The following is a 22974-nucleotide window of genomic DNA, read 5'->3' as shown; positions in this document are numbered from 1 at the left end:
CGTCAGCGCACCAGTTCGCGCATCGCCGCTTCCAGCCCCTCGAGCGTCAAGGGGAACATGCGCTCGTTGAGCAGCCGCCGCAGGATGGTGGTCGATTCCGAATAGTCCCAGTGCTTGCGCGCCACCGGATTGAGCCAGGCCACATGGGGATAGGTGCGGGTGATCCGCTCCACCCAGGCCGCGCCGGCCTCCTCGTTGACATGCTCGACCGAGCCGCCCGGCACCACGATCTCGTAGGGGCTCATGGCGGCGTCGCCGACGAACACCACCTTATAGTCGTGGGGATATTTGTGCAGGATGTCCCAGGTCGGGGTGCGGTCGATGAAGCGGCGCTTGTTGTTCTTCCACACGCCCTCATAGAGGCAGTTGTGGAAGTAGAAATACTCCATGTGCTTGAATTCGGACTTGGCCGCCGAAAACAGCTCCTCGATCTGGGCGACGTGGGAATCCATCGAGCCGCCGATGTCGAAGAAGATCAGCACCTTCACCGCGTTGCGCCGCTCGGGGCGCATATGGACGTCGAGATAGCCGTGGCTGGCGCTCTCGCGGATCGTGGTGTCGAGATCGAGTTCGTCCGGCGCGCCGGTGCGGGCGAACTTGCGCAGCCGCCGCAGCGCCACCTTGATGTTGCGGATGCCGAGCTCGACATTGCCGTCGAGGTCCTTGAACTCGCGCCGGTCCCAGACCTTCACCGCGCGGTTGTTGCGGTTCTTGTCCTGGCCGATGCGCACGCCCTCGGGATTGTAGCCATAGGCGCCGAACGGCGAGGTGCCGGCGGTGCCGATCCACTTGCTGCCGCCCTGGTGGCGCGCCTTCTGCTCTTTCAGGCGCTCGCGCAGCGTCTCCATGAGCTTGTCCCAGCCCATGGCCTCGATCTGCTTTTTTTCCTCGTCGGTCAGGTATTTCTCGGCGAGCTTCTTCAGCCACTCGGCGGGAATGTCCGCCTTCTCCATGGCGTCGAGCAGGCTCTCCAGTCCCTTGAAGGTGGCGCCGAAGACGCGGTCGAACTTGTCGAGATTGCGCTCGTCCTTCACCAGCGCGGCGCGCGACAGATAGTAGAAATTCTCCACCGTCTGCCCGGCGAGATCGGCATCGAGCGCCTCGAGCAGGGTGAGATATTCGCGCAGCGTGACCGGGACCTGGGCGTCGCGCAGCGATGTGAAGAATTGCAGGAACATGGTCGCAGGGTGGCGCGCGACCGCGGCTCTCGTCAAGCGCTTCGAGGCGGGGCAAGCGCGCGCAATTCCGTGCGGCGGACGGGTGTTTCCGTTTTTCCGCTGCGCCGCACTTGTCGAGGGGGCGATTTCAACTAAAGTCGGCGCGGCTCAAGGCCTTCCGGGGAAGGCCGATCACGGATATCAGGGGGAATAGATATGGGCATCATTGCGTGGCTGATCGTCGGCGCCATCGCCGGCTGGCTCGCCGGGCTGATCGTCAAGGGCGGCGGCTTCGGCCTGATCGGCAACATCGTCGTCGGCATCATCGGCGCGGTGGTGGCGGGCTGGCTGCTGCCGCAGCTCGGCATTCACTTGGGGGTCGGCTTGGTCGCCGAGATCATCAATGCCGCGATCGGCGGCGTCGTGGTCCTGGTGCTGCTCACGCTGATCAAGCGGGTGTGACGGAGCGTTCCTTTTGGGAAGCGACCGCCGGCGGCGGTCGCTTCATCTCGAGAGGCCATGTCGAGAGGCGAAGTGTCGAATGAAGTTTACGGGCACCAAGGACTATGTGGCGACCGACGACCTCAAGGTCGCGGTCAACGCCGCGATCGTGCTGGAGCGGCCGCTGCTGGTAAAGGGCGAGCCGGGCACCGGCAAGACCGTGCTGGCGGAGGAGGTCGCCAAGGCCCTCGACGCGCCGCTTTTGACCTGGCACATCAAGTCGACCACCAAGGCCCAGCAGGGCCTCTATGAATACGACGCGGTGTCGCGCCTGCGCGACAGCCAGCTCGGCGATCCGCGGGTCTCCGACATCGCCAACTACATCAGGCGCGGCAAATTGTGGGACGCCTTCACCGCCCCGAGCCGGCCGGTGCTCTTGATCGACGAGATCGACAAGGCCGACATCGAATTCCCCAATGACCTCTTGCTCGAGCTCGACCGCATGGAATTCCATGTCTACGAGACCGGCGCCACCATCCGCGCCGAGAAGCGGCCGATCGTCATGATCACCTCCAACAACGAGAAGGAGCTGCCCGACGCCTTCCTGCGCCGCTGCTTCTTCCACTACATCAAGTTCCCCGACGCCGACACCATGGCGCAGATCGTCGACGTGCACTTCCCGAACATCAAGCGGCGCCTGGTCGAAGAGGCGCTGCGCATCTTCTTCGAGGTGCGCGAGGTGCCCGGGCTGAAGAAGAAGCCGTCGACCTCCGAACTGCTCGACTGGCTCAAGCTGCTGCTCAACGAGGACATCGGTCCCGAGACGCTGCGCGAGCGCGACCCGCGCAAATTGATTCCGCCGCTGCACGGCGCGCTGCTCAAGAACGAGCAGGACGTCCACCTGTTCGAGCGCCTCGCCTTCCTCAGCCGCCGGGAGGTGTGAGGGGGCGGGCGGTGGGCACGCCGTGTGACCGCTCGGCGTCGCTTGCCCGCGCTTGCCTAACTCTCGGGTATCGCCGCCCGGCTTGACTGGGCGGCCCGTTACGCCGTCGATATTGCACTTCGCCGGTCAGGCCGCCTTCGACTTGTTTACGGTCTGGATGCGATCGAGAATCCTGCCGAGATCGCGCTTCGCGATCTGAACGTCGTAGTCGTTCTGCAGATTGAGCCAAAGCTCGGCCGTCGTGTCGAGAGCCTTGGCGAGCCGAAGCGCGGTATCGGCCGTAGTGCCGGTCTGTTCGCTGGCGATCCGCTCGATTCGAGTCCGAGGCAAGCCGCAGACCTTCGCAAGAGCGCCCGCCGACATTTTGAGCGGAACGAGGAACTCCTCTCGCAGAACCACGCCGGGATGCACGGGCTTGAGCTTCTTGGTCATTGTGGGGTTCTCTTCTAGTCGTAGTCCACGATCTCGACCTCCACGGGGCCTTCCGCGGTCCAAACAAAGCACACCCGGAATGGTCGTTGATGCGGATCGATGTTGCCCCTGATGTGGGTGGAGCCCGAAGTCGGTTGTCGAGTGTCGATTATCACTATAGTGTCCTCTTCACTGAGGCTTGGTGAGAATCATAGGCGATGCATCCAGGAGCAACTGTCCGGCAGGACTGCGTTGAAAGGAACGGGTTAAGCGTCACCGACGCCGCCCGAGTCCTGGGCGTGGATCGGCAGACCCTCAGCAACTTGCTGAACGCGCGGTCGGGCATTTCGCCAGAGATGGCCGTCCGGCTGGAAAAGGCATTCGGCACACCAGCCCGCGAGTGGCTGATCCGGCAGCTCGACTACGAACTGGAGGAAGTCATGCGGCGGGCCAACAAGATCAAGGTGGTGCCTTTCCGTGCTTCGGCCACGGAAAGCGGGGGGACTCATGAACGCCGTCGAGATTGAAGAAGCCATATCTAAGCTGGCTGAGCAGCCGTTCGACGCCGAGGAGTTTCCCTATCTCTTCCTGCAGGCCTTCGGGAACAAGGAAACCACCCTCAAGCGGCTGCGCAAGGGCGAGTCGAACAAGTCCGACCTTGGTGGCGTCCTTCAGACCAACAACATCCATATCGCTGTCGCTTTGCCCGGCGAGGTGACGAACACCCTTGCCGCGCTGAAGGCCAGTCCGGCGACAACGCGGGCCAAGGCCAAATTCGTCCTGGCGACGGATGGCGACACGTTCGAGGCCGAGGAATTGGCGACGGGCGAGACGGTCGCCTGCACCTTTGCCGATTTCCCCAACCAATTCGGATTCTTCCTGCCGCTGGCCGGGATCACCACGGTCAAGCAAATCCGCGAAAGCTCGTTCGACATAAGGGCGACCGGCCGCCTGAACCGGCTTTATGTCGAGCTGCTGAAGGACAACCCCGATTGGGGCACGGCCGACCGCCGCCCCGACATGAACCACTTCATGGCCCGGCTGATCTTTTGCTTCTTCGCGGAGGACACCGACATCTTCAACGGCGAGGGCCTGTTCACCGCCACTATCGAGCAGATGAGCGCGCGGGACTCGTCCAACACCCATGAGGTGATCGGCGAACTGTTTCGCGCCATGAACACGCCCATCGCTCAGCGGGCGTCCGCGAAGCTGCCGCGTTGGGCGGATGCGTTCCCCTATGTGAACGGCGGCCTGTTCTCCGGCAGCCCCGCCGTGCCGCGTTTCAGCAGGATCGCGCGATCCTACCTTCTCCATATCGGCGGCCTCGACTGGACGAAGATCAACCCGGACATTTTCGGGTCGATGATCCAGGCCGTGGCGGACGACGAGGAGCGCGGCGCGCTCGGGATGCACTACACCAGCGTCCCCAACATTCTGAAAGTGTTGAGCCCATTGTTCCTCGACGACCTGCGGGCGCGGCTTGAGGAAGCGGGCGACAACAGCCGGATGCTGTTGAACCTGCGGCGGCGCATGGCGCGGATCAGGGTGTTCGATCCCGCCTGCGGCAGCGGCAATTTCCTCGTCATCGCCTACAAGGAAATGCGGGCCATCGAGGCCGTCATCAACGAGCGGCGCGGCGAAGCCGGCCGCGCATCTGAGATCCCGCTGACCAATTTTCGCGGCATCGAGCTGCGCGACTTCCCGGCCGAGGTCGCGCGCCTCGCGCTCATCATCGCCGAGTTTCAGTGCGACCTGCTGTATCGCGGGCAGAAGCTGGCGTTGGCCGAGTTTCTGCCGCTCGACGCGCAGAACTGGATCACCTGCGGCAATGCCCTGCGGCTCGATTGGTTGAGCGTATGCCCGCCGACCGGGACCGGCGTGAAGCACCATGCCGACGACCTGTTTCATACGCTGCTGAATCAGGCGCAGATCGACTTCGAGAATGAGGCCGGGGAGACCTACATCTGTGGTAATCCACCTTATCTTGGTAACACTTGGCAGACCGCTGAACAGAAAGCCGAAATACGCGCCATCGTTGGCGCGCGCAGTAGTTCGACGGGATTTCTCGATTACGTTTGCGGATGGGTAATCAAGGCAACGGACTATGTAACTGCGGCAGGGGGGCGAGCCGCGTTCGTCTGCACTAATTCGATATGCCAAGGCCAGTCGGTTCCGATCCTTTGGCCTATCATCTACGGCGCAGGTTGCGACATTCTCTTCGCATTTACATCTTTTCGTTGGGCGAACCTTGCCAGCCATAATGCGGGCGTGACGGTTGCAATTCTTGGCCTGTCGGCCGAAACAAGCTCGTCACGACAACTTTACGAACATCAGGAAGACGGTGCAGTTGTCATCCGTGAGGGCGCCTCTATCACTCCGTATCTGACCATCGGCCCACGGATTATCGTGGAGAAGCAAGGTCAACCCAGCCCTGGCCTTGCAGTAATGGAGTTCGGCAATAAGCCCAGCGACGGCGGCCATTTGCTTCTAGAGCAGACTCCGATCAAGGTGGATCATATCCGCATGCAGCGAAGTAGTTTGCGCATTGGGCGGGCTTGAAGATGTCGGCGCAGGTTTCGAGGGCGCGCATCAGGGCGGCGACAGTTCGCTCGGCGATTTTGCGCAAATGCGCTTTCAGCTTGGAAAACGCCTTCTCGATCGGGTTCATGTCGGGGCTATAGGGCGGGAGGTAGAGCAGCTCGGCGCCCGCGGCCTCGATCAACTCCTTGACCCGCGGCCCCTTGTGGGCGGACAGATTGTCCATGACGACAACGTCGCCTTTCGTGAGGGTAGGAACGAGGCAGTGTTCCACCCAGTCCTCGAACAGGGCGGCGGTGATCGGACGATCATAGGTCTTCGCCGCCACGAGCCCGCGAAGGCGGATGCCGGCGACGAGCGTGACCGTCTTGTAATGGCCGTGCGGCACGCCGACGCGCAGCCGCCGCCCACGCCGGCAACGCCCGCCTTTGCGCGCCAAATTGGTCGAGGCGCCCGTTTCGTCGATGAAGACGAGCTTCTCGGGATCGAGATCGAGCTGTCGCTCGAACCATTCGAGGCGTTGCTTCAGGACGTCCGGCCGCTGCTGCTCCGAGGCGTGTGCGGTCTTTTTTTAAACGTGACGCCATGACGGTCAAAGAAGCGCCACAGCACGGAACTCGAAAAATGCTCGCCGCAATTCCTGATCAGACGTTCCTGGATCTCCAGCAGGGTGACGTCCGGCGTGCGCCGGATCAGACCCATCAGATAGCCGTGATGGGCTTCGATGCGGCCGGAGCGGCGATCGCCTCCAGTCGGCTTCGGCGACATTTCTCCCGTCGTCTCGAATTGCTTGACCCAGCGCACGGCGCTCGCAATGCTGACTTCGAAACGCTTCGCCGCCGCATTGCGCGACAGCCCGCCCGAGACGACAGCCTCCACCACTCGTTTGCGAAGATCGTCGGAAAGCGCCATTCCAGCCGCCTCCATTCTGCGGCAGGAATCATGAATCAGATGTCAGCCGATTCGGGAATCCTGATTCGATTCACATCGCTCGGAGCCTGCTCTAAGTCGCAGCGAACTAGAAGCACTGGCATTGTCGGCCGATCAGTGCGAGCGTTTGACACGGCGAATAGTAGGGTCCGAGGAATGTATAAATGGCACGGCCAGATTTTGCCTTTGGATCGAAGATCAGAATCTAAGTGATGCAACAAAAATTCCAGCGGTAAACCAACGAATCGAAGCAGTTCGAGCGCTCAGACTCGCAAGTCCGGATAAGGGCGCAAGAACCATTTTGGCAAAACGTCCGCATCAATTGAAGCTCATGCGAATAGGGCAGCAATCTACGCTTGTGGTTCCTATTCACTCGTCGGAACGAAGGCCATATCTGCCGGTCGGTCTCGTAGGTAGTGACACGACGCTGACGAACGCCGCTTATGGCCTATACGACGCCCCCCTCTGGAACCTCGCGCTGATCGCCTCGCGCCTGCACCTTGTTTGGATCGGCACCGTCTGCGGCAAGCTGAAGACCGACTACCGCTATTCCAACACACTCGGTTGGAATACCTTTCCCGTTCCCACACTGACCGAGAAAAACAAGGCGGACCTGACTCGCTGCGCCGAGGACATCCTGTTGGCACGCGAGGCGCATTTCCCGGCGACCATCGCCGACCTTTACGACCCCGACAAAATGCCCGCCGACGTACGCAATGCCCATGAGCGTAACGACGAGGTATTGGAGCGCATCTATATCGGCCGCCGCTTTCGCAACGATACGGAACGGCTGGAAAAGCTGTTCGACCTCTACACCAAAATGATCGCATCGCCGGCGGCGGCAAAGAAACGCAGGGCGGGGGCGGCATGAGCAAGTTCAATCGCATGACTATCGTTGCCGCTGCCGAGGTAGCCGCCGACTTCAATTCGCACAGCGATATGGAGGTCATGGAGGTTCAATGGGGCATTGATGGACGATGCAATGTATCCAGCAAATCCGCTCGCGTTGCGAGTTGGGCGAAGCTCGCCTGCGACGAAGAACTTACCGTGATGACCGAGAATGGCCGTGTCTCCCTTGATCGGGCGCTTGTCGAGACCGCAATCACTGCGCCCGAGGCGCTCCGAGATTCAGTGGCATGGAACAGGCTGGTTGCGGGCCTTCGGTTCGATGGCTTCGAGGTTATGGAAACGGAGACCAGCGTTACCTCCAGGTTTTCTTGGGATGGCGAAGCGACCAAAAAAGTCCTGACGCTTGTGCGGATGCTGCCGAAAGACATTCCCGGCTTGGATTTCCGCGAAGCCGAGAACGAAGTTGTTGCCCTCCTAGACCGCGGCGGCTTCGCCGTCGCCAAGGGGCATCTAAAACAAGCAGTATCGGCGTTTCAGAGAGGCGAATGGTCTTCGGCTAACGGAGAATTGCGCAATTTCTTTGAGAGCTATCTGAACGAGATTGCCGTCGCTCTTGGCTATGTCGGTGGCGGTGACAGCAAGGCGAAGCGCGATTTTCTCGGCGATAACGTGCAGCCGCCGTTCTTGCTCGCGGACTATAACGAGTGGAATGCTAACAATCAGAAGCCCCAATACGTTCAAGGGTTGATGAGCCGGATGCACCCGCATGGTGGGCATCCGGGGCTGTCCGAAGAAGAAGATGCGACCTTCCGGCTTCAGATAACACTGATAACCGCCCGCCTTTTCCTTCGCCGATTTAGTCAACGAAAGGCGGTTTGATATGGTCAGCACTGTCCCCTCCGTCTCCGTTTCCTACGCTCGCAACGGTTCTTCGACCACGGCCAATGCCCTTGGGATGCGCCCGATGCAGGAGCGCGCCTATGAGAAGCGCGGCGAGCAATATCTGCTTATCAAGTCGCCGCCCGCCTCCGGCAAAAGCCGCGCGCTCATGTTCATTGCGCTCGACAAGCTCGCCAATCAGGGGGTGAAACAGGCGATCATCGTCGTGCCGGAAAGGAGCATCGGCGCGAGCTTTCACGATGAGCCGTTGAGCCAGTTCGGCTTTTGGGCCGACTGGTATGTCGAGCCGAAATGGAATCTCTGCGACGCGCCCGGCGCGGACAATGGCGGCAAGGTCAATTCGGTCGAAGCGTTCCTGCAAAGCGATGACAAGGTGCTGGTCTGCACCCATGCCACCTTCCGCTTCGCTGTGGACAAGTTCGGCGTGGAGGCGTTCGACAACCGGCTGATCGCGGTGGATGAGTTCCACCACGTCTCCGCCAACCCCGACAACAAGCTGGGCCTGCACCTTGGGGCCTTCGTTGCTCGCGACAAGGTGCATATCGTCGCCATGACCGGCAGCTATTTCCGTGGCGACGCAGTGCCGGTGTTGACCCCACAGGACGAGGCGAAATTCGAGTCCGTCACGTATACCTATTACGAACAGCTCAACGGCTACGAATATCTGAAGCAGCTCGACATCGGTTATTTCTTCTATTCCGACTCTTATGCGGACGATATTCTGGCGGTGCTCGATCCCGCCGAGAAAACCATTGTCCATATTCCGAACGTCAATTCACGCGAAAGCACGAAGGACAAGATCAAGGAAGTCGAACACATCATCGGCGCACTCGGTGACTGGCAGGGCATCGACGCTGCCACGGGATTCCAGCTTGTCAAAACGCCGGGTGGCCGGACGCTCCGCGTCGCCGATCTTGTCGATGATGACGCGAACAAGCGCGACCGTGTTTCCCTGGCGCTGAAAGACCCCACGCAGAAGAACAACCGCGATCATGTGGACATCATCATCGCGCTGGGCATGGCCAAGGAAGGCTTCGACTGGATTTGGTGCGAGCACGCTTTGACGGTGGGCTATCGCTCCAGCCTCACCGAGATCGTGCAGATCATCGGCCGCGCGACCCGCGATGCACCGAACAAGACCCGCGCGCGCTTCACAAATCTGATCGCCGAACCTGACGCCGCCGAGGACGCCGTGACCGAGGCTGTCAACGACACGTTGAAGGCCATCGCCGCCAGCCTGCTCATGGAGCAGGTGCTTGCCCCGCGCTTTGAGTTCAAGCCGAAGAACCCGCAAAGCGGACCGACCCCAGGCTTCGACTATGGTGAAGGCGGCTACGATCCCAACAAGTGCAATGTTGGCTTCAACGAGGAGCGCGGTGTCTTCCAGTTCGAAATCAAGGGCCTTGTCGAGCCTAAGAGTCACGAGGCAGCGCGAATCTGTCAGCAGGATTTGAACGAGGTGATCGCTGCTTTCGTGCAGGACAAGACGACTATCGAGCGCGGTCTGTTCGACGACGAGCTGGTGCCCGAGGAACTGACGCAGGTTCGCATGGGCAAGATAGTGAAGGACAAATATCCCGAGTTGAGCGACGAAGACCAGGAAGCGGTGCGCCAGCACGCTATCGCCGCGCTCAACATCACGCAGCAGGCCAAGCAATCCATGCTTGATCGCGTGAGCGGCGAACCCACCGCCAACACGGCCTTGATCGACGGCGTGCGCAAGTTTGCGATGGACGTGCGCGAACTCGACATCGACCTGATCGACCGCATCAACCCGTTCAAGGAAGCCTATTCAATTCTCGCCAAAACGATGAACGAGGAGCGCCTGCAACAGGTGAAGGCCGCGATTGCCGCGAAGCGCACCACGCTGACGCCGGAGGAGGCGAAGGACTACGCCGTGCGCGCGGTTAAGTTTAAGAAGGAGCGCGGACGGCTGCCTTCGATCAACTCGACCGATGCCTGGGAAAAGCTGCTGGCCGAAGGTGCAGCCGCCTTCGTGCGCTTCAAGGATGAGGGCCGCTATGAGTGACCTTGACCTTGATGAACTGCGCGACGAACTCGCGGATTTCGCCCAGCCTGAAAAGAAGGGCGGACGCTCCGCGCGCGAGGAACGCATCATTGCGGGCTTCGAGGAAATTCAGCGTTTCGCCGCCGCGCATGGCCGCGCGCCGCAGCATGGCGAGGACCGCGATATTTTCGAGCGGCTTTATGCCGTTCGGCTCGACCGCCTGCGCGCGCAGGAGGAGTGCCGTTCTCTTCTTGCACCGCTCGATCACCAAGGCTTGCTTGCGGTTGCAGAGGATGCGGTTGCCGCTCCGGCGGAGGAAATGGACGACGATGAGTTGCTCGCCGAGCTAGAGGGCGCGGCAGGCGCGACGGACATCACCGATCTTCGCCACGTCCGCACCACCGCCGACAAACGCGCGGCCGAGGAAATCGCCAACCGGGAGCGGTGCGAGGACTTCGACCGCTTCAAGCCTCTCTTCAATGCCGTGCAGAACGACCTCGACAGCGGCGTGCGCATCACCCAGCCCATCCGTAAGGATGCCGGCTTCCTGAAAACGGACATCAGGGCCGGAGAGTTTTTCATCCTTGGCGGCCAGATCGCTTACGTCGCCGAAGTCGGCGAACCCTTCAAAGCGCCCAATGGCGAAAGCGACGCCCGCCTTCGCGTCATCTATTCCAACGGCACCGAGAGCAACCTGCTACTCCGCTCTCTGCAACGCGCCCTCTATAAGGACGATGTGAGCCGCCGCGTGTCAGAACCGAACGCTGGGCCGCTTTTCGCCAGCGAAAGTGAGGCCGACGACTTGGCCAGCGGCACCATCTATGTCCTGCGCAGCAAGTCGGATAACCCTATCGTCGCCGCCAACCGCGACCTCGTTCACAAGATCGGCGTCACTGGCGGCGACGTCGCCAAACGCATCACCAATGCCAAGCTGGACCCGACCTTCCTGTTGGCTGATGTTGAAATTGTGGCGACCTACAAGCTGTTCAACATCAGTCGCGCCAAACTGGAAAACCTCATCCATCGCATCTTCGATCCGGCCCGGCTCGACATCGAGATCAAGGACAGGTTCGGCAACCCGGTGATCCCGCGCGAATGGTTCCTCGTGCCGCTGTTCGTGATCGACGACGCCGTGGAGAAGATCAAGGATGGCACGATCACCGGCTACATCTATGACCCGAATGGCGCCCGCCTGATGGAGCGCAGGGCACTGCCTCCTCTGGGGGCTTGACATGAGCAACGTCAATGTCAGGCGACTGGTCGAGAACATCCGTTCCGGCACCAATATCTATACGCCACTGGTAGAGTTGGTCGTGAACGCGATTCAGGCCATTGACGCGAAGGGCATACCGAACGGGTTGGTCGAAATCGAAGTTCTCCGAAACGGGCAGGCCGACGTACTCGACCGCCTTGAGGACGTTGACGGCTTCGTGGTCAAAGACAACGGCATAGGTTTCACCAAAACCAACCGCGACGCTTTCGACACCCTCTATACCGAACAGAAGATAGCGGACGGCGGCAAGGGATTTGGCCGCTTCACCTGCCTGAAATACTTCGACCGGGTGAAGGTATCCAGCACCTTCGCGGAAGGCGATGCCTTTCGTGATCGTTCTTTCAGGATGGGCTTGGATAAGGACATCATCGTTGACGAAAAGGAAGGTCAGTCTCAAGCCCAGGCGACCGGCGCAACTGTTGAGATTTCCGGCATCAAGTCGGTAAGGTTCCCTGACAAGAATCTGGAAACCATCAGCCGGGTCGTAGTGGAACGGCTGCTGCCCTATTTCGTGGATAAGGAGCGCAGTTGCCCGCGCGTGGTGATCCGGGAAGCCAATAAGCCGTCCGATGCCGTCTCCCTCAATGATTACCTGGGCAAGGAGAACAGCCAGATCGTCGAAATGAAGGTGGACGAAGGCGCGTTCTCGCTATCGGCAAATGAGGATGAAAAGACCTTTCAGGTCCGCGTATTCAAATTCTTCGCGCCGCGAACGGCGAAGAGCAAGGTCAGCCTTGTCGCGCATCGGCGGGAAGTGACGGACAATCCACTCGAATCATACATTCCTGAATTTGCGGAGGAGTTTTTCGAGCTGGGGCCGGATCAAGATTTGGCTAAAGGGCGCAACTTTGTCATCAAAGCCTATGTGTTCAGCGACTATCTGAATGACAACGTGTCCCTCGAGCGAGGCGAGTTTCGCTTTCAAACCGATACCGACCTGTTGAACGGTATATCCCAGAACGACATCGAACAGAAAGCCGCCGAGATCGTGCAGTCGGTAGTGGGTGCGGAGATCGCCGAAAGGAAGAGGCGCAAGGAAGTACGCATCTCCGAGTACGTAACCAATGACGCCCCCTGGCATCGTATCCTTGCAAAAGAGGTAGACTTCAGCGCCCTGCCCATGAGGCCATCAAATCAGGACATCGAGCTTCATCTCCAAAAGAAGAAATTTGAAAAGGAAATAGCGACTCGAACGCAGGTCACGGCGCTACTGAACTCGGAGAACCCGGATGAGCTTGGCGAGAAAATCTCGCAGTTGATCGAGAGCATTTCCGATAACAGCAAGAACGACCTGATCCACTATGTCTCCATGCGGAAGTGCGTCCTTGACCTGTTGTCCAAGTCGCTAGAGATCGGAGCTGACGGAAAGCACAAGTCCGAAGGCGAGGTGCATGACATCATCATGCCGCGCAAAAAGGATTCCGAGGGACTGAACTACGACGCGCACAATCTTTGGATTCTTGACGAACGGTTAAATTTTACATCCTACGTTTCGTCTGACAAACCGCTTCAATCATCTGGGGATCGCACGGACATAACCGTCTACAACCGGCGCGTGGCCTATCGCGGCGACAATGAAGCCAGCAACCCCATCACGATTTTCGAGTTCAAGAAGCCCCAGCGGGACGATTTTGCTGACCCATCTTCCAGGGAAGACCCGGTTCAGCAGATCATCCGCTACGTCAATCAAATCAGGGAGGGTAAGTTCAAGACTCCAACCGGCCGTGACATCCTTGTCAACGAGACAACGCCATTCTACGGCTATGTCGTCTGTGATCTGACCAAGAAGGTCAAGGACTGGCTCCAAAAGGAGAAGAACTTTACCCCGATGCCCGATGGCCTGGGATGGTTCAACTGGTTCGGCAACATCAGCCTCTACATGGAGGTGGTTAGCTGGACGAAGCTGCTGCGCGACGCGGAGATGCGGAACAAGATATTCTTCAACAAGCTCGGCATCGACTGAACGGGCTGGATGGTTGCGCGGAACAAGCAGGGGCGCTGACCGAGGCGGGAAAGCCCATCGTCAAGGGCGAGCCGGGCACCGGCAAGACCGTGCTGGCGGAGGAGGTCGCCAAGGCCCTCGACGCGCCGCTTTTGACCTGGCACATCAAGTCGACCACCAAGGCCCAGCAGGGCCTCTATGAATACGACGCGGTGTCCCGCCTGCGCGACAGCCAGCTCGGCGATCCGCGGGTGTCTGACATCGCCAATTACATCAAGCGCGGCAAATTGTGGGACGCCTTCTCCGCCCCGCCCCGGCCGGTGCTCTTGATCGACGAGATCGACAAGGCCGACATCGAATTCCCCAACGACCTCTTGCTCGAGCTCGACCGCATGGAATTCCATGTCTACGAGACTGGCGCCACCATCCGCGCCGAGAGGCGGCCGATCGTCATGATCACGTCCAACAACGAGAAGGAGCTGCCCGACGCCTTCCTGCGCCGCTGCTTCTTCCACTACATCAAGTTCCCCGACGCCGACACCATGGCGCAGATCGTCGACGTGCACTTCCCGAACATCAAGCGGCGCCTGGTCGAAGAGGCGCTGCGGATCTTCTTCGAGGTGCGCGAGGTGCCCGGGCTGAAGAAGAAGCCGTCGACCTCCGAACTGCTCGACTGGCTCAAGCTGCTGCTCAACGAGGACATCGGCCCCGAGACGCTGCGCGAGCGCGACCCGCGCAAGTTGATCCCGCCGCTGCACGGCGCGCTGCTCAAGAACGAGCAGGACGTCCACCTGTTCGAGCGCCTCGCCTTCCTCAGCCGCCGCGAGGTGTGAGGGGGGGCTGCGGCGGCTGGCACGCCGTGTGACCGCGCCGCGTCGTTTGCCCGAACGCTCGTCTTCACGCTCGGTTGTCGTCGCCCGGCTTGACTGGCGAGTCATTACTGCGGGACGCTGGAGAAGCGCATCGGCAGTCACGCCCATTCGCGCCGCCACGGGTTACTGGGTCCCCCGCTTGAAGCGGGGGACGACCGCAGAAAACGCCGCGGCGCAGCTGCCGCCGCGCGGGTCGCTTGAAGCGGAGCCAACCCACCTTCTGCCGTCATTCCCCGCGAAAAAATCCAGTAGTCCGGATGGCCGATTGTCGGCACATGCGCCGTGCATGCTCGAAACAGCCACGCTGATTGGATGAGCTTGCGCCCATTTTGGGTGCATGGTATTCTTGAAAAATGCGGATCATCGCTCGGCGCACCTTGCGGGAGTACATCGAGGCGCGCAGGGAACACAAGGACCGTGCCGCGCTGAAGGCCGCCCTGGATGCCTGGTTCGATGAAGTCAAGAAGGCGCGGTGGTCGAGCGCAGCCGATGTAAGGCGCAGCTATGCGACCGCCAGCATCATCTCAGCGGATCGGATCGTGTTCAACATCAAGGGGAACGATTATCGATTGGTCGTCGCCGTCGATTTCGAGAAGAGCATCGTGTGGATCAAATGGATCGGCACGCACAGGGATTACGACAAGATCGATGTGAAAGAGGTTCAGCATGGCGACTGAGATAAGGCCAATCCGGACGAAGCGCGATTACGAGGCCGCGCTCAAGGAGGTCGAGAGCCTCTGGGGTGCGAAGGCAGGCACGCCCGAGGGCGATCGGCTGGATGTGCTCGCGACCCTCATCGACGCGTACGAGACCGAGCACTATCCGATGGATCCGCCCGATCCCATCGAGGCCATCAAGTTTCGCATGGAGCAGCAAGGACTGACACGGCGGGACCTGGAAGAGATCATCGGCACGCGCACCCGCATCGCCGAGGTCCTGAACCGAAAACGCGGACTATCGATCACGATGATCCGTCGCCTGCACGAGCGCCTTGGGATCTCCGCGGATGTGCTGATCCGGCCGAGCCGGAAGACGGCGGCGTGAGGGATCCCAGCCTCACGCCTGGCGTCGGATTGTTGCAGCCCCTTAATTTCCGGACGCGGGGCGAACGATACCCGAGCGCGCGATGCAGTCTCCCGTTCTTCCTCGGCGCGGCGGACGGCGGCCTCCGCCGCGCGGGCATAGGCATTGAAGCGCGCCCGCTCGGCGGCTTCCTGACGCGCGCCGAACCATCGGGGTTGAGAACGCCAAACGCTGATGGCGTAATATGCCATCAACAATTGAACTCAACCGAGGAACGCCAATGCCAACCCGAAATGTCGTGCTGACAGAGCGCCAGGAAAAACTGATCGAAACACTCGTCAAGTCCGGCCGCTACCAGAACGCCAGCGAGGTGCTGCGCGACGGATTGCGGCTGGTGGAGCAACGGGAGGCGGAGGATGCGGGCAAGCTGAAAGCCCTGCGCGCAGCTGCTCGCGTCGGCGTCGGCGCGTTGGATCGAGGCGAATTCGAGGAATTCAGAAACGCCGAAGATCTGCGAGCCTATTTGAACGACCTCTCGGAGAAGGTCATTTCCAGAACAGTCGAATAGAGCCCACATGGCCGAGCCGGGATGGCGCGTCCGCCTGGGCGCCGCCGCAGAACTCGACTTTGCAAATGTCCTCAAATGGACCGCCGAGAATTTTGGCGCGCGGCAATCGCGTGTCTATCGGGAGACGCTCGTTCAGGCGATTGGCGGACTCGCCGAAGGTCCCGACGTCGTGGGCTCGAAGGCTCGAGACGAAATCATGCCGGGCCTTCGCACGCTCCACGTTGCGCGCCACGGTCGTTGCAGAAGTCACTTCCTGATGTACCGGGCCGCGCCGGGGAGGACGATCGAAATCGTCCGTATCCTCCACGACGGAATGGACCTTCAGCGCCACGTTCCATCTGCCCGTGACGAGAGCGGCGAATAGAGCCCTGCGCAGGATGGCCGCGCGGAAATGGCGCGCGCCACGGCCGATGAAGACGGGCGCTATTGCTTCGCGGTGGTGCTGTGAAGCCGCCGCCGCCCGGCGCGATCCGGCCGGACAACCTGCGACCGACTGCGATCTTGTGCTACGCCTGATGGGCGGCTACCGATCTTGCGGATGGTCCGGTTACCCTTCGACTGCAGCCATTTCGATCAACCCCGGGAACGGCGCGATGGGCCAGGAGTTGCCATTGGCGCGCCGTCTTCCGGGCCGAACCGTCGAGCGGCGCTTTTGCCAGACCGCGGCGAAATCTGGAGCTGGCGTGAAATCCTGGCCCCATTTGAAGCGCCCGGCCGACATGGTCTCCCTGCCAATTCAGTAGTCGGACAATGACGAGACGGCGGAATTTGATCGTGCTCCTGCTAGTGTGGCGTCTCGCAATTGCCTACCGCCTTCGCGGCACCCCTCTCGTAGGCAATTGCGAGACATAAGCCACACTAGCACTTTGATTTTGCTAGTGTCCCTATGTCTCCGAATGACCGTGCGAGCGCGAGGCAAACGAAGCGGTAATTCGGAGACGGGACACTAGCGGCGACAATGCTGTCGGTCGCTATAGCTGCTCCATGGCTAATTTATTGGATTGGACTCAGCGAGATTGAAGGCCGCCCGACGCCAGCCACGCATACAGCCACAGCTGAACAAATAGATAGTTTGTTTAAGGGACTACAGATATCTCAATCCGTTCAAATCGATCCAATCTCGCCGTACTCCTATTTTCTTCAAGGTGTACACCCAGGCGCAAGCACCCGGATCGCATCGGTCATTGCACGGTCTCATAATGCGAAACACTTGAGTGATCGTCGATATTGGCACTTGTCCGGCGCGGCGTTGACCATTTGGCTCACGCGCAACTGGACATCAGCCGAGCTCATCGCCTGGGCCGTTGAGCTGGAAAGCCCGATGGCGAATTCGGCCGTGCCTCAATAAGCAGGGGCAGCGTTCCAGACCGAAGGCGATGACTTCTTCGGCGTGCGTCGGCGAGCATGGCGTGTGGCCGCTCCAGCTCGATTGCGCGTACGGTGGCCACATGTTCCGTCGTCATCGCTGTGCCTGCGACCTTGACGGGAGGCGGCGTTGTATGTCATTGTCATACAACGGTGAACGAAGCTGGAAACATCGCCATGTCCACGGTGCTGAGCGTACGCTTGAGCGACCAGGAGCGGGCGCTGCTGGAAGCGGCGTCCTCACAGGCGCGCACGAATGTCAGCGATTTCGTGCGGCGCAAAGCCCTCGAAGCCGCTGAACTCGACATGATGGAGCGGCGCGTCGTGAGCATTCCGGCGAAGGACTGGGAGCGCTTTGAGCGTTGGGCCAAGGCGCCGGCGCGCGAGATCGCAGGGCTCAAGGAATTGTCCGCCAAGCCTCCCACATGGCGGAAGTAACGCCGCCACGCCCCCTTGCCGAAGACGACGATCGCAGCGCGTTCGACTGCGGTCGCGATTCCCTGAATGTGTGGTTCCGGCGACATGCCTGGCACAACCATGTGGCGGGCCTCTCGCGCGTCAATGTGGCCTGCGAGGCCGCCACCGGACGCATCGTCGGCTATGTGACGTTGAGCGCGGCTCAGATCGAGCGGGAGTTTCTCCCCAAGGCGCAGCGCCGAAACCGGCCCGATCCCCTGCCGGCAACGCTCCTTGGACAACTCGCGGTTCACAAGGACGATCACGGGCAAGGACGCGGCCGCTCGCTCCTGCTGTTTGCGCTCAAAGCGGCGCTGTGCGCGTCGCAAGACGTCGCGAGCCTCGGTGTCATCACGCATCCGCTCGATGACGAACTGCGGGCCTATTACCGGCGATGGGGCTTTGAGGATCTGCCCTTCGATCCCAAACGCGCGATGATTGTGCGTATGATCGATCTCGAAAAGAACGGCATTGGCGATTAGAGCGTTTTCCAGCGAAGCGGACACCGGTTCGCGAATGTGCGCCGGCCCCGTGCTCTCGCCCCGGTCTCCATCGTCATGCCCGGCCTTGCCCGCCTTCGCTAAGAAGCTTCGGCGCGCCCAGCCATTGTGCCGGGTCGAAGCCGAAGACCGGTGCCGGGCGTCACGTCTCGAGCGACTTCGCCAAAAAGAAAGACGTGGATGGCCGGGACGAGCCCGGCCATGACGCGGGAAATGCGGCGACCGCCGGTGTGCCCGCTCTCGCGCACGGGGACGGAGCGGGTGGCGGTGCCCCGCTCTCCGTCGTCGTCAATGCTTCAAGCGGCGATGGCCGCACAAGATGCTGCGCCGCGCGGGCCGCGCCAATCGACGTGGTCGCATCGTCGTCACGGCGACGGTGCCATGGCTTCGGCCGCCAGGGCCGCCTTCACCGCCGGCCGCTCGCCGACACGTTCCATGAAGGCCGCGATCGCCGGCCAGTGCGCGAGGTCGATCGAGAAGCCCTTCATCCAGCGCAGGACCGTAAAGAGATAGGCGTCGGCGACGCCGAAGCCCTCGGCCATCAGATGATCCTGCCGGGCGAGGGTCGCCGCGACGAGGTCCAAGCGCCGGCACAGCTTGTCGCGAAACACGGCCTTCGCTTCGTCCGCCATGGCGGGGCTGAACAGCGGATGGGACGCCGCATGGATCTCGCTGCTGATGAAGTTGAGCCATTCCTGCGCCCGCGCCCGCGCCAGCGTGCCGTTCGGCGGCGAAAGGTCCGCCTGCGGCTTCAGATCGGAGAGATACTGGACGATGGCGGGGCCTTCGGTCAGCACGGCGCCGTCGTCGAGCCGAAGCGCCGCCACATAGCCCTTGGGGTTGATCGCGAGGAAATCGGCGCCGTCGGCCGTCCGCTTGGTCCGGTTGTCGACGCGGACGAGTTCGAACGGCAGATCGAGTTCGCGCAGCACGATGTGCGGCGACAGCGAGCAGGTCTCGGGAGCGAAATAGAGCTTCATCGTGCACTCCTTGTGGTGTCGATCGCGAGGCGCGACGGATCTGCGCCGCGCCGCCCGGTGCCGCCGAATTTGACATCGCGACGATCAGAAGGAAAATTACTGCAGGAAGATCCTGCCATTAGAATTGGTAATATGAACATCAGTCATCTGCGCAGCCTCGTCGCCCTTGCCGACTGCGGCAGCTTCACCGCCGCGGCAGCCGCCCTCGGCGTCACGCAGTCCGGCGTCAGCCAGGCGGTCGCGGCGCTGGAGGATACGCTCGGGATCACGCTGGTGGTGCGCCTGCGGCGAGGTGCAGAGCTCACCGCCGCGGGGGAGCGAATCGTCCATCATGCGCGCGCGGCGCTCGACGCGCTTGGCCGCATGAGGACCGAAGCCCAGGGCGCCCGCGGGCTCAACGCGGCGCGGCTGCGGATCGCCGGCTTTCCCAGCGTCTTCGCCGCGCTGCTGCCCGCCGCCTTGCACCGCTTCCGCACCCTGTATCCCGGCATCACCGTGACCGCGCTGGAGGTCGACGACCGTGAGGTGGAGAGCCTGCTGGCGGCCGGCAAGATCGATCTCGGCGTGGTCCTCAATCCGGCGAGGGGGCGTGCCGCAGCCATTCTCGGCCGCGACAGCTGGAGACCGGTGTTTCCGGCCGGCCATCGTCTGGCCCGCCGGCCCGCGGTGACGTTTTCCGATCTCGCCGGCGAAGCCTTTGTCGTCGCCAGTGGCGGCTGCGCGGTCAACCCGCGCGCTCTCGCCGCCGCCGCCGGTGCTCCGCTGCGCAACGTTCAGATCGAGGTGCGCGACTTCACCAGCGCCATTGCCCTGGTCCGCGAGGGCGCCGGTATGGCCCTCGTGCCGGAATCGACCCTGCCCGACAACCGCCGCGGACTGCGGATCGGCGAGCTGTCGCCGCGGCTCGAGCGCGTGTTCGGTCTCGTCGCCGCGCCGAACCGCGAGCCCAGCCGCGCCGCGCAGGCCTTCATCGACGCCATGCGGACGTCGACGCCGCGCCGTGGCCGTGGCGGATCCGGCCGGGACCGCGCGCCATGATTCCAGTGCGGTTTTGGATCTGACGCACGTATGAAGAACCCGCTGCGATGCTGAAACGAGCGTCAGACCCACCGCATTGGAACGCGCATGCGGACGGCATGTTGCGTCTCTCTCCGGGAATTGTCTCGCAGGCCGGGCGCGGGCCTATCGCGCTCTCGCTGCCGAGCATGCGGAGAAGTCCGGCCTGCCGCCGCCGAGCCGGCGCGATCTGTCGTGGTCGTGAGCCTAGTTTGCCTGGGCCAGCGCATTCCTGATCAGCATCGCGGCCGAGCCGTCGTCGGCGAAGCCGAGGGCGCGCTCGTCGGCGACGTCGAGCTCAGGGAAACGTCCGAAGGTCGCCTCGATGCGGTCATCCGGACGGTACTCGACAAGCAACGCTCGTTCGGTTCCGAAGGCCTCGGCAAGCGCCTCGACGACCTCTGCCGTGGTGAGACGCAGGGCGGGAAGCTGAACGACACCGCAATGGGCGATGGCGCCGGCATGGATGAGGCTGTTCACCGCCTGGACAACCGACAGCCACCACATGGTGGCGGCCGGCGACACCGGACAGCAATAGGGCTCACCGGCCGCGAGCGCGTGCAGGAGTTCGCTCATGAAGGCGGAGCCGAAGCCGGTGGCGCGCCCGGGACGGGCCACGATGCCGGGCAGTCGCACCGAGATGCCCGACATCTCGCCTCGCCTGACGTGGTCGGCCAGGGCGATCTCGACCATGTGCTTGTGCGCGCCGTAGGTAATCGCCGGACGCGGCGGCGTTCGCGAACCGACGGGGCCGGAGCAAGGACCATAGACCGCGATGCTGCTGGCATAGACCACGCGAGGGCAGCGAGACGTTCCGGCCAGTTGCTCCAGGAGGTCGAGCGAAGCGTCGAGGTTGACACGACGTCCGAGCTGCGGGGCGGATTCCGCAAGCGCGCCGGGGACACTCGAGAGATGGAAGACGCGATCGAATTCGGTGCGAAGGATCTTGTCCCTGACGGAGCGATCGTCGATGCCGCCGCAAATCCAGCGTACCCGACCGGTTGCAGCCCAGGCCGGCCGCTCCGCCAGATCGACGGCGACGATGTCACGCACGGCCGCGTCGCGGATCAGCGACCTCGACAACGCGCTGCCGATGAATCCCGCGGCGCCGGTCACCAGAACGCGCATCGGTTCACATGCCGCTGCGGCCGGATGAGCGAGGCGAGGCAGATTCGTGGCGCTCGCCCGCTCCGACGACCGTCTGGTCGATGCGACCGAAAGGTCCGTCCCGCCCGTCGGCGAAAAGCGCCTGCATGGAGACACGATCGCCGAATTTGAGGAAAGGCGTCCTGGCCGCACCATGGTCGATCATTTCGCTGGCTCGTATCTCCGCAAGGCAGCTCGAACCCACGGAGCGATCGGCGTTCGACACCGTTCCCGACCCGATGATCGTGCCCGCGGTGAGCCGGCGGGTTCTCGCGGCGTGCGCGATCAGATCCGCGAAGCTGAATGCCATTTCGCGGCCCGAGGCCGCGCCGATCCGTTCCCCGTTGCGCCAAATGCCGAGCAGCATGTCGACGCGCTCCTCACGCCAGGCGTCGCCGAGCTCGTCCGGCGTCACGGCGATCGGGGCGAAGCTCGTCGAGGGCTTGGCCTGGAGAAAGCCGAAACCGGTTCGCACCTCGCGCGCACCGATGGCGCGCAGGCTCCAGTCGTTGATCTGCACCAGCAGGCGAATGTGCCCGCCGCATGCCGAAGCCGGCGTCGCCATCGTCACGTCATCGACGATCACGCCGAACTCGCCCTCGAAATCGATTCCGTCCGCCTCGGTCACGAATGGCACGTCGACCTGCGGCCCGAGGAAATCGTCGCTTGCCCCCTGGTACATCACCGGCACCGCGTCGAAATCCGGGATCGGCGGCTTGTCGAAGGCGAGATCCATCAGCCGCCCGTGATTGAGAAACGCCGATCCGTCGCACCATTGCGGCGCGCGCGGCAGTGGCGCAAGGCAGCGCGCCGGATCGAAGGGCACGGCGTCACCCACCAGGTCGTCGTCGAGCCGATCGCTGAGAGCGCGAAGCTGCGCTTCCACCGACTGCCAGAGGCGGATCGCCGTCAGGAGATTGGGCGCGATCGCGCTCGCATCGACCGCTCGCCGGACATCCCTGGAAACGACGACGAGCTGGCCGTCGCTCGTCCCGTCGTCATAGGTTGCAAGTCTCATGAGCCATGCCTCGACGGATTGACGTCCTCGCTGAATTGCCCGTCGACGAGCATGAACAGCATCCGGCAGGGCTTGCCGCTTCGGTTGGCCCACGCATGGTTCGTGCCACGCTGGATCACGACGTCGCCTGCTTTCAGGTTCGCTTCGCCCTTGTCGAGCACCAGGGTGATCTCCCCGGAGATGACGACCCCGTAGTCGACGGTCTCGGTGCGATGCATCAACGGATGCGGCGAGTCTGCTCGCACCGTCGAGGCGTGGACGTCGCCGACCTGGCTGAACGCATCCTTCATCCGCGCCGCGCCGTGCTCGAGGAAGTCCTGCGTGTCGGGCGGAATATCGACGAAGCGGATGCGGGTGCCGTGGGCCGGGGGCGGCAGGCACAGCGGGCCGATGGTCGGGTCCGGTCCGTTGTCGACGGCGACGGGCGTCGCTGCCGTGCTCCACACCTCGTGAAAGATGGTGCCCGGAATCGCGGCGAGCTCGACCACCGTCGGCAGGGAGCCGTCGGCGGCGATCACGGCCTCGCCGTGCGCATCGTGAGCTGTCACGACGCGGCGAATTGGTGAAAGCGACATCGTCATTCCTTCTCTCTTCGGGG

At 62.2% G+C, this 22974-nt stretch carries 22 protein-coding genes and 3 pseudogenes; 18 read left to right on the top strand and 7 right to left on the bottom strand.

Going from position 1 to position 22974, the window contains the following annotated elements; genetic code table 11:
* Positions 1-2: 2 nt before the first annotated feature.
* Positions 3-1178 carry a VWA domain-containing protein gene (locus tag DB459_RS03220; RefSeq protein ID WP_253713406.1) on the bottom strand — a complete coding sequence of 392 codons (1176 nt, stop codon included), beginning with the start codon at positions 1176-1178 and terminating at the stop codon, positions 3-5.
* Positions 1179-1373: 195 nt separating this feature from the next.
* On the opposite strand from DB459_RS03220, the gene DB459_RS03215 reads away from it, so the two are divergent.
* Together DB459_RS03215 and DB459_RS03210 are read left to right on the top strand one after the other, a co-directional pair.
* A complete protein-coding gene (locus DB459_RS03215; RefSeq protein WP_253711504.1) occupies positions 1374-1619 on the top strand; it encodes a GlsB/YeaQ/YmgE family stress response membrane protein in 246 nt (81 codons plus the stop codon).
* Between the two features lie 79 nt (positions 1620-1698).
* Positions 1699-2541: a MoxR family ATPase gene (locus tag DB459_RS03210; protein ID WP_253711503.1), complete on the top strand. Its 843-nt coding sequence runs from the start codon at positions 1699-1701 to the stop codon at positions 2539-2541.
* A 126-nt stretch (positions 2542-2667) separates the two neighbouring features.
* Here the strand turns inward: DB459_RS03210 and DB459_RS03205 are convergent, their stop codons facing one another.
* The gene (locus DB459_RS03205; RefSeq protein WP_253711502.1) at positions 2668-2973 is read right to left on the bottom strand and encodes a HigA family addiction module antitoxin; all 306 of its coding nucleotides are present in this window, start codon (positions 2971-2973) and stop codon (positions 2668-2670) included.
* A 197-nt stretch (positions 2974-3170) separates the two neighbouring features.
* Here DB459_RS03205 and DB459_RS03200 point away from each other — a divergent pair, with 197 nt between their 5' ends.
* Together DB459_RS03200 and DB459_RS03195 are read left to right on the top strand one after the other, a co-directional pair.
* Positions 3171-3479, top strand: a complete 309-nt coding sequence (locus tag DB459_RS03200) for a HigA family addiction module antitoxin (protein WP_253711501.1) — start codon at positions 3171-3173, stop codon at positions 3477-3479.
* Positions 3460-5445 (top strand): annotated as a pseudogene (locus DB459_RS03195) (class I SAM-dependent DNA methyltransferase); the annotation flags it as partial. The gene DB459_RS03200 and the pseudogene DB459_RS03195, both read left to right, overlap by 20 nt.
* Before the next feature lie 10 nt (positions 5446-5455).
* On the opposite strand, the gene DB459_RS03190 reads toward DB459_RS03195, so the two are convergent.
* Positions 5456-6402, bottom strand: a protein-coding gene (locus DB459_RS03190) for an IS630 family transposase (protein WP_253706644.1) whose coding sequence is annotated in 2 segments (ribosomal slippage) — positions 5456-6063 and positions 6063-6402 — 948 coding nt in all. Because the reading frame shifts where the segments join, the coding sequence is not laid out codon by codon here.
* 103 nt (positions 6403-6505) lie between these two features.
* On the opposite strand from DB459_RS03190, the pseudogene DB459_RS27495 reads away from it, so the two are divergent.
* The 13 genes and pseudogenes from DB459_RS27495 to DB459_RS03130 all read left to right on the top strand — a co-directional run.
* Positions 6506-7000, top strand: a pseudogene (locus tag DB459_RS27495) (type IIL restriction-modification enzyme MmeI); the annotation flags it as partial.
* A gap of 9 nt (positions 7001-7009) precedes the next feature.
* Positions 7010-7291, top strand: coding sequence for a type IIL restriction-modification enzyme MmeI (locus tag DB459_RS27490; RefSeq protein ID WP_371926952.1), 282 nt, complete (start codon positions 7010-7012; stop codon positions 7289-7291).
* Entirely contained in the window at positions 7288-8148 is an 861-nt protein-coding gene (locus DB459_RS03180) for a hypothetical protein (protein WP_253711500.1), read from the top strand. The genes DB459_RS27490 and DB459_RS03180 overlap by 4 nt, the downstream gene beginning before the upstream one ends.
* 1 nt (position 8149) lies before the next feature.
* A complete protein-coding gene (locus DB459_RS03175; RefSeq protein ID WP_253711499.1) occupies positions 8150-10198 on the top strand; it encodes a DEAD/DEAH box helicase in 2049 nt (682 codons plus the stop codon).
* Entirely contained in the window at positions 10191-11408 is a 1218-nt protein-coding gene (locus DB459_RS03170; protein ID WP_253711498.1) for a GIY-YIG nuclease family protein, read from the top strand. The genes DB459_RS03175 and DB459_RS03170 overlap by 8 nt, the downstream gene beginning before the upstream one ends.
* 1 nt (position 11409) lies before the next feature.
* A complete protein-coding gene (locus DB459_RS03165; RefSeq protein ID WP_253711497.1) occupies positions 11410-13413 on the top strand; it encodes an ATP-binding protein in 2004 nt (667 codons plus the stop codon).
* Positions 13414-13469: 56 nt separating this feature from the next.
* Positions 13470-14225, top strand: a pseudogene (locus DB459_RS03160) (AAA family ATPase); the annotation flags it as partial.
* Positions 14226-14617: 392 nt separating this feature from the next.
* The gene (locus DB459_RS03155; RefSeq protein WP_253711496.1) at positions 14618-14941 is read left to right on the top strand and encodes a type II toxin-antitoxin system HigB family toxin; all 324 of its coding nucleotides are present in this window, start codon (positions 14618-14620) and stop codon (positions 14939-14941) included.
* A complete protein-coding gene (locus DB459_RS03150; protein ID WP_253711495.1) occupies positions 14931-15308 on the top strand; it encodes a type II toxin-antitoxin system HigA family antitoxin in 378 nt (125 codons plus the stop codon). Before DB459_RS03155 ends, DB459_RS03150 begins: the two co-directional genes overlap by 11 nt.
* A gap of 259 nt (positions 15309-15567) precedes the next feature.
* On the top strand, positions 15568-15855 hold the full coding sequence (locus DB459_RS03145; protein WP_253711494.1) for a type II toxin-antitoxin system ParD family antitoxin: 288 nt from the start codon (positions 15568-15570) through the stop codon (positions 15853-15855).
* A gap of 7 nt (positions 15856-15862) precedes the next feature.
* Positions 15863-16219 carry a type II toxin-antitoxin system RelE/ParE family toxin gene (locus DB459_RS03140; RefSeq protein WP_253711493.1) on the top strand — a complete coding sequence of 119 codons (357 nt, stop codon included), beginning with the start codon at positions 15863-15865 and terminating at the stop codon, positions 16217-16219.
* A gap of 1178 nt (positions 16220-17397) precedes the next feature.
* Positions 17398-17658, top strand: a complete 261-nt coding sequence (locus tag DB459_RS03135) for a DUF6290 family protein (RefSeq protein WP_253711492.1) — start codon at positions 17398-17400, stop codon at positions 17656-17658.
* Complete coding sequence (locus DB459_RS03130) at positions 17646-18158, top strand: GNAT family N-acetyltransferase (protein WP_253711491.1); 513 nt, start codon at positions 17646-17648, stop codon at positions 18156-18158. The genes DB459_RS03135 and DB459_RS03130 overlap by 13 nt, the downstream gene beginning before the upstream one ends.
* A 383-nt stretch (positions 18159-18541) precedes the next feature.
* Here DB459_RS03130 and gstA read toward each other — a convergent pair whose 3' ends face one another.
* Positions 18542-19156: a glutathione transferase GstA gene (gene gstA, locus DB459_RS03125; protein WP_253711490.1), complete on the bottom strand. Its 615-nt coding sequence runs from the start codon at positions 19154-19156 to the stop codon at positions 18542-18544.
* Between the two features lie 132 nt (positions 19157-19288).
* Between gstA and DB459_RS03120 the strand changes: the two genes are divergently transcribed.
* A complete protein-coding gene (locus tag DB459_RS03120) occupies positions 19289-20194 on the top strand; it encodes a LysR family transcriptional regulator (RefSeq protein WP_253711489.1) in 906 nt (301 codons plus the stop codon).
* Positions 20195-20419: 225 nt separating this feature from the next.
* Here the strand turns inward: DB459_RS03120 and DB459_RS03115 are convergent, their stop codons facing one another.
* The 3 genes from DB459_RS03115 to DB459_RS03105 are packed head-to-tail and all read right to left on the bottom strand — an operon-like array spanning position 20420 to position 22951.
* Positions 20420-21340: an NAD-dependent epimerase/dehydratase family protein gene (locus DB459_RS03115; protein ID WP_253711488.1), complete on the bottom strand. Its 921-nt coding sequence runs from the start codon at positions 21338-21340 to the stop codon at positions 20420-20422.
* Between the two features lie 4 nt (positions 21341-21344).
* Positions 21345-22376, bottom strand: a complete 1032-nt coding sequence (locus DB459_RS03110) for a fumarylacetoacetate hydrolase family protein (RefSeq protein ID WP_253711487.1) — start codon at positions 22374-22376, stop codon at positions 21345-21347.
* Positions 22373-22951 (bottom strand): cupin domain-containing protein, encoded by a 579-nt coding sequence (locus DB459_RS03105; RefSeq protein WP_253713405.1) that lies wholly within the window; start codon positions 22949-22951, stop codon positions 22373-22375. The genes DB459_RS03110 and DB459_RS03105 overlap by 4 nt, the downstream gene beginning before the upstream one ends.
* Positions 22952-22974: the final 23 nt, after the last annotated feature.

Origin of the sequence: Bradyrhizobium sp. WD16 (assembly GCF_024181725.1) — a bacterium.
Classification (GTDB): domain Bacteria; phylum Pseudomonadota; class Alphaproteobacteria; order Rhizobiales; family Xanthobacteraceae; genus Bradyrhizobium_A.
Note: the sequence above shows the minus strand (reverse complement) of the source record. Positions and strands in the feature narration are given on the sequence as shown.